The following is an 18,079-nucleotide window of genomic DNA, read 5'->3' on the forward strand; positions in this document are numbered from 1 at the left end:
TACCTTCGGTATCTTCCTTGTATTCTAACCAACCAGTCACTAACTACTCCTTGTTTTTAGGGAGAGGTCATGTTTTGATTTCGATACTGCATACTTTTATTTGTTGTACCTGGGTACTTATTTATATATTTATGTTTTAAAACTTACATCATTAGTTATTGCAACTAGACTTGAGTTATTAATTATCTACGGAATTGAGGAACTAGTGATGGAAGCTAAATATAAATTTAAAAAGCTAATTGTATCTAAGGAAGGTTTAACATTGATTGAAAAATCAAGAGTGGATGTATGTAATGCTAATAGTTTCCAATTTGGAAGAATGTACGAGCAATATTTAGAGCTTTATACTCAAAGCCATAGTGAACCACTTTTTATAACCTATATAGAAGATTACTGGGATGGAGATTTTTGTCCTCTTCATGGTGAGGTTAGTTATATTGATGGACAAGTGCAATGTAGTATTCATCCTAGAGTTGATGATGACAATGTTGAAGAAGATGCTGATAGTGGTGGAGGAGTTCCATTTTTCTAAAGATTAGAAGGCGTGGACTCTTCGAGCCTTTCTGTGTGAAGAGTTCTACTGATTGAATGGGTATGGGGAACTGACTATTGTAATCAGATAAGGTGCTGGAATCCTTGGTGCATAAGGTTTCTGAGTGTTTTTAATAGTTTTTAAGATTTGATTGAATGGTAATTTAATAGGAAGAAACACGGTTCATTTAGTTAACAAAATAAAAAATTACTACGATTGAATGTTGTTGATTGAATAGATACTACGAGGTGGATATTGATTATAGATGAGGTTTAGTAGGTTAGTAGTTGGTTGGAAAGAGTTTTCCAATTAAGTCCTAACAAACTAAAAAACTTTCAAGGAGTGCAACGGATATGTATATGAAGTTAAAAAGATTAATAGATATTTCTCTTTCGTTAGTAGGGTTGATTGTATTATCCCCTATTTTTTTAATTCTTATTTTAGGGATTAAATTAGATTCCAAAGGACCAGTACTGTTTAAACAAAAGCGTGTAGGGATTAACAAAACACATTTTAATATCTTGAAATTTCGTACAATGAGGATCGATACCCCGAAGGATACACCAACACACCTATTAGGTAATCCGGATCAATATATTACAAAGATGGGTAAGTTTTTAAGAAAAACATCATTAGACGAACTACCTCAGATTTGGAACATTTTTGTTGGACAGATGAGTATTATTGGTCCTAGGCCTGCGTTATGGAATCAGTACGATCTTATTGCTGAACGTGATAAGTACGGCGCAAATGATGTGCCGCCAGGATTAACAGGGTGGGCACAGATTAATGGTAGGGATGAACTTCCTATTGAAGTGAAGGCCAAGTTAGATGGGGATTATGTAGAAAAAATAGGCTTTGGTATGGATGTAAAATGTTTTTTTGGAACAATTATTAGTGTAGTTAAGAGTGATGGTGTTGTTGAAGGTGGGACTGGGACAACAACAAAGAAAGAAACTGCTAGTACTAAGGAGAAGATTGAATAAATGAGAAAGATGTTAATTACGGGCAAAAACAGTTACGTAGGAAAGAGCTTAGAGAAGTTATTTGGGCAGTATCCTGAAAGATATTCAATAGATTCTATTAGCTTAAGAGATGAGTCGTGGAAAAAAACAGACTTTTCGAGGTATGATGTTGTGATTCATTTGGCTGCTTTGGTTCACAAGAAAGAAAAACCTGATATGGAAGGCTTGTATTTTAAAGTAAATAGAGATCTACCAATAGAAGTTGCAAAAAAGGCAAAAAAAGCAGGAGTTCAACAGTTTATTTTTATGAGCACAATGGCTGTTTATGGTGAGGAAGGTAAGATTGGTCAAAAAGTACTCATTGCAAAAGATACTAAACCAAATCCTAAAACATTTTATGGAAAAAGTAAACTTCAAGCTGAATGTGAATTACAAAATTTATCTAGTGAATTTTTTAAAATTGTAATCTTAAGACCTCCTATGATTTATGGTCCAAATTGTCCTGGGAATTACACAAGGTTACAAAGTATAGCTATAAAAACACCAGTGTTTCCCTTGATTGAAAATCAAAGAAGTATGTTGAGTGTTGGGGAATTGTGTGCATATATAAAAGAATATGTAGATTTAAAAGCAGAAGGAGTGTACTTTCCGCAAGATGAAGAGTATGTGACCACTAGTTACCTTGTTAAGAAGATTGCAGAAGACAATGGAAAAAATATTTATATGTCTAAAACATTGGGTTGGTTAATAAAGGTCTTTGGAAAAAGAATAAATTTATTCAATAAGGTTTTTGGGAATTTGATTTATGAAAAAAAATAGGAGATTGATATGAATAATTTAAAATACTCAGTATTAATGTCGGTATATCATAAGGAAAAACCAGAATATCTCAAAGATAGTATAATCAGTATGTCGAACCAAACCATACCACCAGATGAAATAGTGTTAGTGAAAGATGGACCATTAACAAAAGAATTAGATACTGTAATCGAAGAGTTTTTAAGTAATGACTTATTAAAGGTTATTTCTTTGACTGAAAATGTAGGTTTGGGAAAAGCATTGAATATTGGTTTAAGCAAGTGTAGAAATGAACTCATTGCTCGAATGGATACTGATGATATTTCAGTAAATAATAGATGTGAAAAACAATTGGAGGTCTTTTCAAAAAATGATAGTTTAAGTGTTGTTGGTACAGCAGTTGCAGAATTTATTGGTGAAACTGATAATATTATAGCGTATAAAGAAGTAAAAACAACTTACAGAGAGATACTTAATAATATTAAGTTTAGAAACCCAATAAACCATCCTAGTGTAATGTTTAAAAAAAGTGATGTATTATCAGTAGGGAGTTATAAACATTTGGATTTGAATGAAGATTATTATTTATGGTTGAGAATGGTTCAACAAGGCTTTGTGTTACAAAATATAAATGAGCCATTGGTAATGATGAGGATAACAGATGAAACATATCTTCGCAGGGGCGGTTGGAACTACTTTATAACTCAAAAGAAACTATTTGATTTTATGTTAAAAAATGGGCTGATTAACATTTTAGAATACACTTATAACAATTTAGTCAGATTAATAATGAGGGTTTTAATACCTAATAGACTTAGAAAAATACTATATTTAAAAGTTCTAAGAAAAAAGGTAACTACTCATATTTAAATAGTGGCATATAAAAAGTTTCAATTTACAATACATGTTTTGATGATAGATTAGCTAGGACTGAAGATAATGAAAGTTATTTTTGCATGAAGGAAGGCCTTTTTTAAGTAAAGGTACTACAATTTGTAACAACAATGTACGAGTCAGCGGAAAGAGGACATTCTATCAAATTGAAACGAATGCTTACGATAAAATAATATAGGGGGTAATAACATGGTATTAATTAAAGATGATGTTAAACTCAATCCATTAGCACATCAATTAATAAGAAAACTAGAAACAAAAGAAGCAACAATTGGCGTTGTAGGGCTTGGATACGTTGGTTTGCCACTAGCAGTTGAGAAAGCCAAAGCTGGATATGAAGTAATTGGTTTTGATGTACAGCAAAAAAGAGCGGATATGGTGAACCAAGGTATTAATTATATAGGAGATGTCGTTGACGAAGACCTAATTTCTATAACTAATAATGGTACTTTAAATGCAACAACAGACTATTCGTTAATTAAACAAGTGGATGCTGTAGCAATTTGTGTACCGACTCCACTAGATATTTATCAACAGCCAGATACGTCATATGTAGAGAGTTCAGCTAAAGAGATAGCAAAATATCTTCATAAAGGGATGTTAGTTGTACTCGAGAGTACAACTTATCCAGGTACGACGGAGGAAGTATTAAAACCTATCTTAGAGGAAACAGGTTTAGTGTGTGGTGTAGATTTCTTCATAGCATACTCACCTGAAAGGGTTGATCCAGGAAATAAAACCTTTAATACCAAAAACACACCAAAGGTTGTTGGTGGTATGACACGATCTTGCACCGCTGTTGCAGCATCAATGTATCGTAATGTGCTAGAAGGAGAAGTTCATGAAGTCTCCAGTCCAGCTGTTGCTGAAATGGAAAAAATCCTAGAAAATACATTTAGAAATATTAATATAGCATTAGCAAATGAAATGGCCATCTTATGTAATAAAATGGGGATTGATGTTTGGGAGGTAATTGATGCCGCAGCCACTAAACCATATGGTTTTATGCCTTTTTATCCAGGACCAGGCCTAGGTGGACACTGTATCCCTATTGATCCATTCTATTTAACATGGAAAGCAAGGGAGTATAATTATCATACCCGACTAATTGAAACTGCTGGCGAAATAAATAATAGTATGCCAGATTTTGTAGTAAACCGTTGTATGCAAATTTTAAATAAAGAAGGTAAAGCATTAAATGGTTCTAAGATTTTGGTGTTAGGTGTTGCTTATAAAAAAGATATAGATGATTACCGAGAGTCACCTGTACTAAAAATTCTTCAACAGTTTAATGAAGCAGGTGCAGATTGGACTGTTGTTGATCCATATGTAAGAGAATTCAAGTTAAACAACGATGTTAAAGAGGCGGTAATAGATTTAAGAGAAGATCTGGTCGAGAATGCAGACTTGGTGTTGATCGCAACTGACCATAGTTGTTTTAATTATAAAATGATAGCTAATAATGCAAAGGTTATTTTTGATACACGAAATGTATCGATCCAACAATGTAAAGGTGGATATTACAAATTATAAAATTTGTGGGGGATATAGTTGGGATTTATTTCGAAAAAAATAAAAGAATATTTACGAAGGGGTTTTCTAAGAAACGTTATTACTTTATTAACAGGTACAGTCCTTGCACAAGCAATATTGTTGCTTTCAACCCCAATATTAACAAGGATATATTCACCTGAGGATTTTGGTTTGTACGGAAATTTTATAGCTATATGTGCAATAATAACCATAATTGTTAGCCTTCGTTATGAATTAGCTATAGTGTTACCCAAAAGTTCAAGAGAGGCAAAAGGTATAGTTATTGTTTCTGTTTTTATTGCAACAGCAATTACAATAAGTTTACTTCTGATAATTTTGTTATTTGGAGAATATCTGGCTTCAAATTTTAGTTGGCTTAATAAAGAATATTTGTATTTAATTCCTATTTATGTATTTTTAACAGGAATGTATCAAATTTTAAATTATTGTTTTACAAGAACAAAATCATTTAAGCCTTTAGCAGTTTCGCAGTCAGGTCGTTCACTTGTTACTGTAGCTGTACAAATTTTAATTGGATTCTTCCTTTTGTTTGGAACATATGGCTTAATAATTGGCCAGCTTATTGGTCAATTATTTGCCGTAATGTTATTAGTCTATTATTTAATAAGATATTATAATAACTGGGATTTGAAATCTATAGAGATAGTAGAACTTAAAAAATTAGCTGTTAAGTATAAAGATTTTCCTTTATATTCTTCAGGGAACTCATTTATTAATACACTCTCTATGCATATTCCTGTTGTTATTATTACCTATTATTTTTCAGCGGCGATTGCAGGATTCTATATGTTAGCCTATAGGTTAGTAAGCTTACCAATGGGTTTAATTAGTAATTCGATTACGCAAGTTTTTTTACAAAAAATAGCTTCCGACAAATCAAATCAACGTAATAACAAAAGCTCATATAAATTATGGACTGTATTGAGTCCTTTATCAATTTTGATCAATGGTATAATTATATTTTTTGCGCCTTGGGCTTTTGGATTAATATTTGGTTCAGAATGGGTAGTGGCAGGTGAATATGCAAGGTGGATTGCGTTTTGGACATTATTTCAATTTGTAGCATCACCATTAAGTACGATAAGTTATGCTTACAATAAGCAAAAATTATTTTTCGGGTTCCAAGTTATTTTACTAATTTTAAGGGTCTCTGCACTAATGATAGGTGGCGTTTATAGCAGTCCTATTTTAGCAATAGCTTTGTTTTCCATAGTAAGCGGGCTTTTTAACTTAGTTACAGCAGGAATGTACATCTATATCGAAGCTGGAAAAAAAGAAGCTTTTATTGCCACATTCGTTAACTTAATTATATTTATATTCTTTTTATGGTTGATAATTGTTTTGTAAGGGGAGAGAAGTGTGAAAATCGTTTTAATTGGTGACACTTTACTTAATGAAAAACAAATTAAAATTGATGATAAAGTAATAAGTGAATGTCAGGATGCTGATCTAGTCATTTTAAATTTAGAAGGACCTATCACCGATGCTCCTCCTATGAAAACGAGTGGCAGCGCGATTTCCTCAAGTCCGGATAATATTCATTATTTAAAGGAGCTGAACGTAAGTGTAGCAATTTTAGGGAATAACCATATTATGGACCATGGTGTACAAGGTTTAAATGATACAAAAAACATATTGAAAGAAAATGGGATACGTTTCGTAGGAGCGGATGATAAGCAGAACCAAATATGCTCTCCAAGTATTTTAGAATATAACAATATAGTAATTTTTTCATATGCACATTATGAAGGACCTATGTATGGCGAGCAAGGCTTTGGGCCTGTTGAGTTACCGTCTTTAAAGACTTTAAATAATAAAATTAAAGATTATAAAGAGAAAGGATTTAAAGTCATATTTAATTACCATGGAGGAGAGGAATTCTTTACTATTCCTTGGCCAAGAAGAAGAGGTTTTTTAACACGACTTTCTAATTTAGGTGCAGATATTGTATTTGCGCATCATTCCCACTCTGTACAACCGCTTGAAATAAAAAATGGCAAACTTATTATCTATAGTCCTGGAAACTTTTACATGGACACGCCTTATCAAAGAAACAATATTAACACTAACAAAGGTTTTATCACTATAATTGCCAATGATTTAATTAAAAAATTGGAAATAGTTGTAGACAGAGAAAAAAAAGAAATAAAAGTTTTTAACTCTTTACAATTAAGCCTATTGACAGATGTTGTAATACCAGAGTGTGAAGCTAAAAGAAAGTGGATTAGTGAATGTAAACAAATATTTAATAAACCAGTGAGGAGAAGTTCTTTATTATCAAATTTTAACTTTATTGTTCGTATTATTAGGTATATTTTGTTTACAAAGCAATTAATTAAATTGAAAATTAAGATTAGAGATTTAGATATATTAATTTCTAGTTTACCTATAATTGGTACCATATATACAAATCGATTGTATAGAAAAGGCTATAAAAAATTTAAATTTTAAACGCTTATGCTTATTTTAAAGGGGCAAGTATATTGAATATATCATTAAAAAATAAAATTGGGGCTAAATGGAGAAAAAAAGGTTCTCTATTTATTAAGGGGATCGTTAATGAGGATGTTGAACTTGATCAGCTAGTTAATCTGCAAGTGTTAAATGAGAATGCAGTTAAAAAGTTACTTCAAAAACAAAATACTTTTTTTTCTCTAGTTTGTGAGACGGATACTCTTGTGTTTGCAGCTGTTGATCATTTAAGGTCTTATCCGATATTTTATAGTGTTGAAAACGGAAATCTATATTTAAGCGATGATGCGAATTGGATTCGTCAGCAGATTCAAGAAAAAAAAATAAATAAGCTCTCTGAATCTGAATTTTTGATGACTGGTTATGTAACAGGAGAAAACACACTTTATTCTAAAATTAAGCAACTTCAAGCAGGAGAGTATCTTGTTTATAATCGTACCGATAAAACTTTAAATATCAATAATTATTACTTTAAAAAACGAGAAAAAGTTAACTCTGATAAACATAACTTAATAAATGATTTAGATCAAATTCATATTAATGTCTTTAAAAGACTTATTAATAATTTAAATAAACGTACTGTAGTGCTACCACTAAGTGGTGGCTATGATTCTCGAATTATTGCTATTATGTTAAAGCGCTTAGGTTATAATAATGTTGTGTGTTTTACGTATGGAAAACATGGTAGTTGGGAGTCTACTGTCTCTAAAGAAGTAGCTGATGCTTTAAATTTTAAATGGATTTTCATCCCTTACTCAAAGAGTAAGTGGAGGGAATGGTCAATTAGTAAGGAAAGAGAAGAATATTTTAATTTTGCTAGTGGGCTTTCTTCATTACCTCATGTTCAGGATCACTTAGCAGTAAAAGAATTAACTTCCAAAAGATTGATTCCAGAGGATTCTATTTTTATTCCAGGACATACAGCTTTTTTATCCTTTTCTGGCTATGATCCAACATGCAATGATATTAAACATGTAGCTAATAATTTACTTAATAAACACTATTCACTTTGGGACTGGAATGGAAAGAGAACTGACTTTAAACATCAGTTAAATAATAAAATATTTAATTCACTTTTTAAAAACAATGATAATAATACATTCGAAAACTTATTTTATCAATGGGAAGTCCGTGAGAGGCATGCGAAATTTATTTGTAATTCTGTTAGAGCATATGAGCATTTCGGTTACGAATGGCGAATACCATTGTGGGAAAAAGAGATGGTTGATTTTTGGATGTCGGTGCCTCAGAAATATAGAGTAAACAAAAATCTATTTAAAGATTATTTTAATGAAAAGCTAAGTTTAAGTATGCCATTGGTTAGTAGCCCCAACAGTGATTTTTTAGGAAGGGATGTTTCAAGGGGCTTTAAGCTTAAGCAATTAATAAAAAAAAGCAAGAATAGTTATATGCTACTTAGTAAGTCTAGGAAAGTAGCTGATTACTATAAACACCCATTAGATTGGTATAGTATGCTTACCTTTTATGAGTATTTTACAGGTATTATAAGGGGAGCAGAAAATATAAATTCATTTCTATCAGAAAAGTATATTTCAAATATTAAATCAAAACAAAAAGAAAAATAGATTGATTGTATATCTTACTAAAAGGAATAGCTTAATTATTATAAAGTGGTGCTAAGGAGTAATAATAAATGCATGCTCTTATTATTTTAATGATCGCTTGTTTGATTTCATTTTTCATATTGAAAAAAGCAGTTGGTCCAATAAGTTTAACTCAGGGTAATCCCTATAGCTTTTTATGTTATTATGTGATGCTATTTACAATAGCGGGCATTTTTTTCGTCGTATTAAGTAATATACAAATAAATTACTTTGGAATGTTAACACCGGAAGCGATAATGCTTACAGTGTATCTTGTCTCTTATTCATTGATTGCTTTTTCGCTTGGTGTACTGTTAGCTGTAATAATAACAAGAAGTAAATTTAAAAAAATGTATAATAATGTTAACTTAGATACTGGAAGCTATACAAAACGAATTTCAATGACTAGTACTTGTTTTAGTCTGCTACTTATTTCGACTTTAGTCGTTATATATGTTTATATCAACCTTCCAGTAATACCGTTAACAAAGATCCTAAGTTCGCCTTTAGAAATGGCGCAAGCAAGAATAATGGCTTCACGAGGATTTGGTGGAATTAGTTATATAAGAAATATATTAGGTTTAACTTTTGTTCCATTATCGTCTTGTATTATTTATGCAGTTTATTTAGTGTATAAAACTAATCCATTAAGATTTGCATTCTATTTTAGCTTATTGTTATCCATTCTCATGTTATCTTATAATTTGGCTAAGGCCCCAGTTATTCTTTATTTTTTATCTTTACTGGTGATATACGGATATGTTCGTGGCTATAACTTTAAATTTATTAAACGAAATGTTGGAGCAATCATAATGATTTTCGTTTCATTAATCCTTATGTATATCTATATTATGGGTGTAGAGTTACAATATATTTTTGATATTAACAATCCAGAATCGTTGGTTTTTAGGGTTCTCCTTGGGCAAGTACAGCCGTTATTTCTTCACTTTTATGTATTCCCAGAGAATATACCATATCAATTAGGTAAATCAAACTTTGGCTTTTTGTGGACTGAAAGTACAGAAATACCAGCCCGTTTATTAATGGAGTATGTAAACCCCTGGGGGGTTCAGAGCGGAATTGCGGGTGTAGCTAATTCTTACTATATTTCAGAAGCTTGGGCAAATTTTGGATTTTCTGGTGTTATTTTAGCTCCAATTTTCTTTGGATTTATATGGCATATTATATTTTTAGTGTTATTAATAAAGCCCACGCCTATTAAAATTGGAATTTTAGGTTTTTTAATAATTCAAATAGCTGTAATTACACATGCAAGTGCTACTAGGTTATTTTATAACCCCGAAATAGTAGTAAGTTTAATGTTAGTTGCAATATGTATTTTAATTGGCCAAGTTATATCGAGTATAGTTTGCAAGAGTTATAGGAGGAAATCGTATGAATATTCTATATCTAACAGATGATGAAATTACATCTGGTGGAGCTGTTAAAGAACATATTAATGCAATATGTAGGGGATTTAAAAATAAAGGACATAAAGTTACTTTAATATGTCCATCTATAGACAGAAATGCATCCATATTAGTGGATCAAGTTATTACGTATGGTTCAGGAAGATCGATACCAAGAGTGGTTGCTATGCTAAAGACAATCAAAAAATTATTAAATGAGGAAAATATTGATGCCATTTATATGAGATATCGGGCCTCTCAATTACCTTTGTATTTCTTAAAATCTTTTACTGCACAGACAAGGTATTTGGAAATCAATGGTATTGCCGAAAAGGAAATGAGAATAAACAAATTTAAATATTTATTAATTCGATTTGTACAAAAAATAATCGAACGTCCATTTTTCTTGAAAAGTAGTGGTGTATTCACCGTTACTAAGGAAATTGCTAGTTATTATAAAAATAATTATAATATACAAAAAGAAAATATATACGTTTTTAATAACGGTGTATGGCCTGAAAGATTTGAAACTAAACCTAATAAAAGAAAATCAGAAAAAATTACATTGGGCTTTGTTGGAAATATAGTTTGGTGGCAAGGGCTAGAGACAGTAATTAAAGCTATAGGAGATCAAAACTATAGAGATAAGGTGGATTTAACAATCGTTGGATCTGGTGATGAATTAGAAAAACTAAAAAGGTTGGCTGAAAGTTTAGATGCTAGTAACATTCAATTTTTGGGACAAGTACCTTCAGATGAGATTCCTAAAATTATGACTGGGTTTGATATTGGGATTGTATCAAAAAGTATTAAAGGGGAAGGATTATCTCCAATAAAACTATATGAATATTGGGCTGCTGGGTTACCTGTGATAGCAACTAATTTACCAGGACTCGATATAGTCGAAAATATAGAAGGTGGTCTTAACTATGAAATGGATGATGTCGATTCATTGAAAAGTTCATTAAATACTTTGTTAAATGATAAATCTAAGTGGGAAGTTTATGGAGAAAATGGACGAAGGTATGTTGAGGAATATGCAAACTGGCATAATATCGGTGACTCCACTGTTAAAATAATAGAAGGTAAAAGCAATTTTAATGAGAGAATTAAGTTAGTATAAAATATTCTGCTCTTAATTAACTCTTTTTGTTGTTGTAGTTTATTAGGTTAGGTGCTGAAAGGTAAAAAATATAACTGTAACAATTTATAAATTGATGTAAAGGAAGGAGGAAATCACCTTCCTTTTTCTTTTATACTTTAAATATTAAAGAGGTGTTATTTTTGGCTAGTCCATACACGGTATTGTATATAGTGTCGACATTAGAACGATCCGGTCCTATAAACATTTTATATAATACTATCAAGTACATTGATAGAACAATGTTTAATGTGAAAATATTGACTCTTTCACCAGAAAAAAGCAATTCAGCAATTGGGGATTTTTCCAGCCTTGGAATTGAAGTTGTATCACTAAATATGTCAAGGATCAAAGGAGCTATTTTAGGATCTAAACACCTTGTTGAATATGTTAAGAAATATAAACCTGATATAATTCACACACATGGTTATAGAGCAGATATATTATCATCAAAATATTTAAAGAAATTTAACCGTTGTACTACAATGCATAACTACCCTTTTTATGATTTTGTTATGACATATGGAAAATATATGGGTAATTTAATGGCGCGTAAACAAGTTAGAGCACTAAAGAAGATTGATAGAGCTATTGCTTGTTCACAAACAATTAAAGATGAAATGGTAAAACATGGGTTAAATACGCTAGTAGTTCAAAATGGGGTTGATAAAGAGTTATTTAAGGTAGTAAAGAATGATGATAAAAATTTAATCAAAAAAAAGTTAAAACTGCCACTTGATAAAAAAATATTTATTTCAGTTGGACATTTGAATATGCGAAAGGATCCCAAAACTTTAATTAAGGGATACCTTAAAAGTAAGGCTAAAGATGATGGGATATTATTAATGCTAGGTAGTGGACCGTTAATTGAAGAATGTAAGGAAATAGCTATAGCTAATTCAGAAGTCCTTTTTTTAGGACATGTAAATAACGTTAAGGAATATCTGAATGGAGCTGATTATTTTATTTCCTCATCACTTGCAGAAGGGTTACCAAATTCTGTATTAGAAGCTTTGGCGTCAAGCTTACCAGTATGTTTGTCTGATATACCTTCCCATAATGAAATTTTAAATATCAATAATAATGCTGGATATTGTTTTAAAACTGAAGATATTGACGATCTAACGAAAAAATTAAACCTTTTAATAGAACAAGATAGTGAATTTTTATCAGCTCAAGCTGTTAGCATTATAGATAACAAATTAAACGCAGAGAACATGTCAAAAAGTTATCAAAGTATATATTTAGATATAATAGAAAAAAAGTTTAATAAATCAGACTTATAAAATTAAGAAGAATAACTTAGTGTAATATAATTTGAAAAGGGTATGAAATGGTATAAAAACACCATTATTTTCTGAATTAAAAATAAAACATAATCAATCTGTAGTTGATAATTATGTAGAAACTAAAAGGAGGATCTATGAAGAAAATTGTTACTATCGTAGGGGCTCGTCCACAGTTTATTAAGGTTGCCCCTGTTTCTAGAGAATTAAGAAAATCGTTTCAAGAAGTTCTAGTTGATACTGGTCAGCATTATGATTATAAAATGGCAGGGATCTTTTTTGAGGAATTAAAAATTCCAAAACCTGACTATAATTTAGGTGTAGGTTCAGGTACTCATGGTAAACAAACCGGTGAGATGTTATCGAGGATAGAAGAGGTATTGTTAAAAGAAAAACCAGATGCTGTTCTGGTATATGGGGATACAAATTCTACTATAGCTGGTGCTCTTGCTGCAAGTAAGTTGCATATTCCCTTGTTTCATATAGAAGCCGGATTACGCAGCTATAACAAAAAAATGCCAGAAGAAGTAAATCGAGTGTTAACAGATCATATCTCAAATTTACTATTAGCACCTACAGACACAGCTATTAAAAATTTAGAAAAAGAAGGTATAGTAGAAGGGTTACATCAAGTTGGAGATGTGATGTATGATGCCTTCTTATATAATTTGGAACTAGCTAATAGACAAACTTCTGTTAAGAATATTACAAATGGTAAACCTTATTACCTAGCAACCTTCCATAGAGCGGAAAATACGGATATGAAAGAGCGATTAGAAGCGATCTTTTCATCGCTGAAGAAGTTGAGAGAACAAGTAATTCTTCCTTTGCACCCTCGCACAGAAAAGAAACTAAAGGAATTTGGGCTTTATGACTCTGTCATGCAATCACCAAATATCAAAGTAATTGAGCCTGTTTCCTACCTAGAAATGATTTTATTAGAAAAAGATGCAACTGGAATTATTACTGACTCAGGCGGGGTTCAGAAAGAAGCTTTTTTTGCTAATGTACCATGTTTTACTCTAAGGGATCAAACTGAATGGGTTGAAACAGTAAACTCTGGGTGGAATCGATTAGTAAACCCGATTTTAGAAGAGCTTCATCATGTTATACATGCCACAAATAAACCTAACAAGTCAGAAAAATTTTATGGAAATGGACAGGCTGCTTTTAAGATATCAAAAATCATTGATAATTTTTTTCAGAGATAAAAATGTGACGCGAAAATGAAAGATGTTTCCATAAAGATTAATATTAAAACTAAATCTAATAGAGAGTCAGTGTTTTAGAATACCATGAATTTGGAAAAGTAGTGAACTAAACTTAACTACCGAATTAATTCAAACCATAGACCTACGTAATAGTTATCATTCAAACTCTGACTATGGTTTTTGTTGAGCTACATGAAAAGGCTATATTTGATACAAAAAATGCAATGAAAGATGTAACCGATATAGTAATTATTGAATTACTATAGGAAGGAGTCTCAATACGACTTCTTCCTTAATTTAGTTAATAAGGAGAATTTAAGATGCATTATTTTGTACATGAAAGTAGTTATATAGATAATGATGTAAAAATAGGAGAAGGAACAAAGATTTGGCACTTTAGCCATATTCAAAAAGGTGTTCAAATAGGGGGAAATTGTTCACTTGGACAGAATGTTAATGTATCTAACAACGTTATAATTGGCAATGGCGTAAAGATTCAAAATAACGTTTCAGTATATGAGGGTGTGGAATTAGAAGATTATGTTTTCTGCGGACCTTCTATGGTTTTTACAAATGATTTAACACCAAGAAGTAAATATCCCAAAGGTAGTGAAGGTTACAAAAAAACCCTTGTAAAATATGGAGCATCAATTGGGGCTAATGCAACTATTGTCTGCGGTAATACAATTGGCAGTTGGGCTATGATTGCGTCTGGAGCGGTGATAACAAAAGATGTTCCAGACTACGCATTGATGGCAGGGGTTCCGGCTAAACAGATTGGATGGGTATGTGAATGTGGCATACCACTCAAAGAAAACTATGATTGTAAGGAATGTGGACGGTCCTATATGTTAAGTGATGGACAATTAAAAGAAAAATAACTTTCAGGAGAGATGGAAATGCAGTTTAGAGACTTAAAGACGCAGTATGAACAGCATAAATTCTTAATTGATTCTGCGATACAGGAAGTTTTAGACAGCGCTCACTTCATTGGTGGCAAACAAGTTAAAGAATTGGAACAACAATTAGCTGAGTATGTCGGTGTAAAACATTGTATTTCATGTGCAAATGGAACAGATGCGTTATCACTTGTTTTAATGGCTTGGGATGTTAAAGAAGGTGATGCTGTATTCGTACCTGATTTTACGTTCTTCTCTACGGGAGAAGTAGTATCATTTAACGGTGCTACACCTGTTTTTGTAGATGTCGATGAGACAACATTCAATATTGACCCTAATAAATTGAAGCAATCTATTGAAAAAGTAAAACTTGAGGGGAATTTGATGCCGAAAGTAGTAATTCCTGTTGATTTGTTTGGACTTCCTGCAAATTACGAAGAAATTGAAAAGATTGCTAAACAATATAACTTGTTAGTACTTGAAGATGGAGCACAAGGCTTTGGTGGAAGTATTAATGGTAAAATGGCCTGTAGTTTTGGAGATGCTGCTACGACTTCCTTTTTCCCAGCTAAGCCACTAGGGTGCTATGGTGACGGTGGTGCTATTTTTACAAATGATGATCGTACAGCTGAATTGTTAAATTCATATAAAGTTCACGGGAAAGGCATTAATAAGTATGACAATGTTAGAATTGGCGTTAATTCAAGGCTAGATACAATTCAAGCTGCTGTATTGCAAGTTAAATTAAAAGCTTTTAGAGAATATGAACTTGACGGGGTAAATAAAGCTTATGAGCTTTACAATCAAAGGTTAAGTAATATAGTTAAAACACCTTTTATTCCTGATGGTTATTATTCGAGCTTTGCTCAATATACAATAAAACTTGATTCAAAAGAGCAACGAGATTCATTGCAAGCTAAGCTAAAAGAAAATGAAATACCAAGTATGATTTATTATATAAAGCCAATGCATTGCCAACAAGCATTTTCAGATTTAGAATTTGAGGAAAAGGATTTTGAGGTGACAAATAAACTTTGTGATACAGTACTATCATTACCGATGCATCCTTATCTAAAAGAAGAAGAAATTGAGAAAGTATGCGATGTGATTATTGGATTTTTTAATAACTAATTTCTAATACAAAGAAAGATGAGGTTTCATTATGAACTTTGCAATCGTTGGATGTGGATTTATAGCCAAAAAACATGCTGCAGCTATTAGTCAAACTGAATCAGCAAGGCTTGTAGCTGTATGTGATAAAGTTACGGATACAATGCAGCTTTATAAAGAAGAATATGGTGCAAATGACTATAACGATTTAGAGGAAATGCTTGAGAAAGAGGATATCGATGTGGTTTGCATTTGTACTCCAAGTGGATTCCATGCATCTATCGCAGTACAAGTAGCTAATGCTAAGAAACATATTGTTATAGAGAAACCTATTGCTATGACGTTAGAGGATACAACAAGTATAATAGAAGCTTGTAAAGTTAATGAAGTAAAATTATCTGTTGTTCATCCTAATCGTTTTAGACCTGTAGTGCAAGAATTAAGAAAAATAATGGATCAAGGGTTATTAGGAAGGATTAGTCATGTAAGTTGTATCGTGAATTGGAATAGAAATCAAGAATATTATGATCAAGCCTCTTGGAGAGGAACTAAACAATATGATGGTGGAGTTTTAATGAACCAAGCTATTCATAATCTTGACTTACTACTATGGTTCATGGGGCAGCCAAAACAAGTTTTTAGTATGGAAGCTACGAGGTTCCGTAATATAGAAGCGGAAGATGTTTCTATAGGTACCATTCAATTTCAGTCTGGAGCTTTAGGAACAGTTGAGGCTTCTACCACGGTTTATCCTAAAAATTTTGAAGAGTCAATCACTATATTTGGGGAAAAAGGAACTATAAAAATTGGTGGTACTAATGCGCTATTCTTTGAACATTTAGAACTTGAAGATATGACTGAAAACCAAATACAAGATATAAAAGAAAGTGTTAAGGCAGATCCTTGGGGAACACCAGGTCATCAGTGGATTATAGAGGACATGGTAAATGCTATTAATGATAATCGAGAACCTGCGGTTACTGGTGAGGACGGTAAAAATGTTCTAAACCTAGTATTATCTTTCTATGAATCTGCGAAACGAAATCAACCAGTACAACTTTAATGGAAGTAGAAGACTTCTGTAAGCGAGGGGACGGTTCTTGCCCTTCCTAAACCGAGGTCGGCTTTTCGTTTTACACTAAAATACTCGCAGAGATTTTTAACTCAGCGAGTCTATTTTTAGGACTTTTCACTTTAATACGGTGATTTATTGAACTGGATTAAAGGTCCCTTGTCCCAGAGAATTTTGCGACTGGACAGGGGGATAATGAACTACACCAAAAAGCTAGACACAAATTAGTAAGTAGCTATCTGGGTATGAGCTCTGTTGTCTCTTATTCTTAATTATAAAAGTTAGTGAAATATTACCAAAATGAGATAAAATTATAAGTATAAATCTGTAGTGTGGAGGGGTAAAAGTTGGCAATTAAACCAGTAATAGATTTAGTGCGAATACACGGACCAGCTGCTGGAAAATTTGTTAAAGAAAATTGGAAAGAAATTGCTGCAGTTGTTGGTGTAGCTGGAAGTGCTGCCCAAAAGTATAATGCAAATAGAAAGGAGGAAGCGTGGGGACGGTTCTTATGCTCCTTTATTAAATTATAGTGACAAAGTACGTTGCGTAAAACTGGTGTTAGATATACTAATTATTTTTCGACCTCGATTTATAACGATTTCACATCCATGTTCAGAAGTAGAGGGGACAGGCCTTTTGCACCCAATGGATAGGACAAGGTTCGTCCCCTGTGCTTCTTTAATTCTTATGAAGTTATATCGATAAAATTTGTGATCTGTTCTTCTCTCACAAGCATGGGGATTGTTTCCTGCACTTCCAAGCAGTTTTGTATGAACAGTTTTTGCTCATTAATTTTGAACACTATTAGCTTATTAAGTTTGTATACTTTTTGCTTAGAAGCACGACGGGTCTTATGCTTCTGCTTTCAATTAGAGTTTAATGTATTTTGAAGGAAGTTTCGTCTCAAGAAGGAAGCAGAGGGACAGATCTTGAGCTTCCTTTATGGCAGTGCATGATCCGTCCCCCATGCTTCCAGGGTATGTAATGAATAAAATCGACAAGATTCAACTTCATCGATTATAATAAGGTTAAGTTCCATTAGCAATTGGAACTCTTCGTGAAAGTCCACTGTTAAGCCCTTACTACCTGTTATATCTTCAGTAATGTATCTTTTTTCCTTAATCCCCAA

The 18,079-nt window shown here is 32.2% G+C and carries 17 protein-coding genes; 16 read left to right on the forward strand and 1 reads right to left on the reverse strand.

The annotated features are described in order from the left end of the window. Window positions 1–100: 100 nt before the first annotated feature. The 16 genes from J2S74_RS08955 to J2S74_RS09030 all read left to right on the forward strand — a co-directional run bounded on the left by J2S74_RS08955 (window position 101) and on the right by J2S74_RS09030 (window position 17,480). Window positions 101–532 (forward strand): hypothetical protein, encoded by a 432-nt coding sequence (locus J2S74_RS08955; protein WP_307324457.1) that lies wholly within the window; start codon window positions 101–103, stop codon window positions 530–532. A 353-nt stretch (window positions 533–885) separates the two neighbouring features. Then, window positions 886–1,518: a sugar transferase gene (locus tag J2S74_RS08960; protein WP_307324460.1), complete on the forward strand. Its 633-nt coding sequence runs from the start codon at window positions 886–888 to the stop codon at window positions 1,516–1,518. Next, window positions 1,519–2,316 (forward strand): NAD-dependent epimerase/dehydratase family protein, encoded by a 798-nt coding sequence (locus J2S74_RS08965; protein WP_307324463.1) that lies wholly within the window; start codon window positions 1,519–1,521, stop codon window positions 2,314–2,316. Between the two features lie 9 nt (window positions 2,317–2,325). Beyond that, window positions 2,326–3,165 carry a glycosyltransferase gene (locus tag J2S74_RS08970; RefSeq protein ID WP_307324467.1) on the forward strand — a complete coding sequence of 280 codons (840 nt, stop codon included), beginning with the start codon at window positions 2,326–2,328 and terminating at the stop codon, window positions 3,163–3,165. A gap of 213 nt (window positions 3,166–3,378) precedes the next feature. Beyond that, window positions 3,379–4,722: a nucleotide sugar dehydrogenase gene (locus J2S74_RS08975; protein WP_307324469.1), complete on the forward strand. Its 1,344-nt coding sequence runs from the start codon at window positions 3,379–3,381 to the stop codon at window positions 4,720–4,722. 18 nt (window positions 4,723–4,740) lie between these two features. Continuing rightward, a complete protein-coding gene (locus J2S74_RS08980; RefSeq protein WP_307324471.1) occupies window positions 4,741–6,090 on the forward strand; it encodes an oligosaccharide flippase family protein in 1,350 nt (449 codons plus the stop codon). A 12-nt stretch (window positions 6,091–6,102) separates the two neighbouring features. Further along, complete coding sequence (locus J2S74_RS08985) at window positions 6,103–7,194, forward strand: CapA family protein (protein ID WP_307324473.1); 1,092 nt, start codon at window positions 6,103–6,105, stop codon at window positions 7,192–7,194. Between the two features lie 32 nt (window positions 7,195–7,226). Then, window positions 7,227–8,801 carry an asparagine synthase-related protein gene (locus J2S74_RS08990; RefSeq protein WP_307324475.1) on the forward strand — a complete coding sequence of 525 codons (1,575 nt, stop codon included), beginning with the start codon at window positions 7,227–7,229 and terminating at the stop codon, window positions 8,799–8,801. A gap of 68 nt (window positions 8,802–8,869) precedes the next feature. Continuing rightward, on the forward strand, window positions 8,870–10,240 hold the full coding sequence (locus J2S74_RS08995) for an O-antigen polymerase (protein WP_307324476.1): 1,371 nt from the start codon (window positions 8,870–8,872) through the stop codon (window positions 10,238–10,240). Then, window positions 10,215–11,351, forward strand: coding sequence for a glycosyltransferase family 4 protein (locus J2S74_RS09000; RefSeq protein ID WP_307324478.1), 1,137 nt, complete (start codon window positions 10,215–10,217; stop codon window positions 11,349–11,351). Before J2S74_RS08995 ends, J2S74_RS09000 begins: the two co-directional genes overlap by 26 nt. 191 nt (window positions 11,352–11,542) lie before the next feature. After that, window positions 11,543–12,655 carry a glycosyltransferase gene (locus J2S74_RS09005; RefSeq protein WP_307324865.1) on the forward strand — a complete coding sequence of 371 codons (1,113 nt, stop codon included), beginning with the start codon at window positions 11,543–11,545 and terminating at the stop codon, window positions 12,653–12,655. A 137-nt stretch (window positions 12,656–12,792) separates the two neighbouring features. Then, entirely contained in the window at window positions 12,793–13,866 is a 1,074-nt protein-coding gene (gene wecB, locus J2S74_RS09010; protein WP_307324481.1) for a non-hydrolyzing UDP-N-acetylglucosamine 2-epimerase, read from the forward strand. A 320-nt stretch (window positions 13,867–14,186) separates the two neighbouring features. Continuing rightward, window positions 14,187–14,747, forward strand: a complete 561-nt coding sequence (locus J2S74_RS09015) for an N-acetyltransferase (RefSeq protein ID WP_307324484.1) — start codon at window positions 14,187–14,189, stop codon at window positions 14,745–14,747. A gap of 18 nt (window positions 14,748–14,765) precedes the next feature. After that, entirely contained in the window at window positions 14,766–15,896 is a 1,131-nt protein-coding gene (locus J2S74_RS09020) for a DegT/DnrJ/EryC1/StrS family aminotransferase (protein ID WP_307324486.1), read from the forward strand. Between the two features lie 31 nt (window positions 15,897–15,927). Then, window positions 15,928–16,938: a Gfo/Idh/MocA family protein gene (locus J2S74_RS09025; RefSeq protein ID WP_307324488.1), complete on the forward strand. Its 1,011-nt coding sequence runs from the start codon at window positions 15,928–15,930 to the stop codon at window positions 16,936–16,938. Between the two features lie 356 nt (window positions 16,939–17,294). Further along, complete coding sequence (locus J2S74_RS09030) at window positions 17,295–17,480, forward strand: hypothetical protein (RefSeq protein WP_307324491.1); 186 nt, start codon at window positions 17,295–17,297, stop codon at window positions 17,478–17,480. A 410-nt stretch (window positions 17,481–17,890) separates the two neighbouring features. Here the strand turns inward: J2S74_RS09030 and J2S74_RS09035 are convergent, their stop codons facing one another. Beyond that, entirely contained in the window at window positions 17,891–18,079 is a 189-nt protein-coding gene (locus J2S74_RS09035) for a hypothetical protein (RefSeq protein ID WP_307324492.1), read from the reverse strand.

The sequence above is a fragment of the Evansella vedderi genome (genome assembly GCF_030813435.1).
GTDB lineage: Bacteria > Bacillota > Bacilli > Bacillales > Salisediminibacteriaceae > Evansella > Evansella vedderi.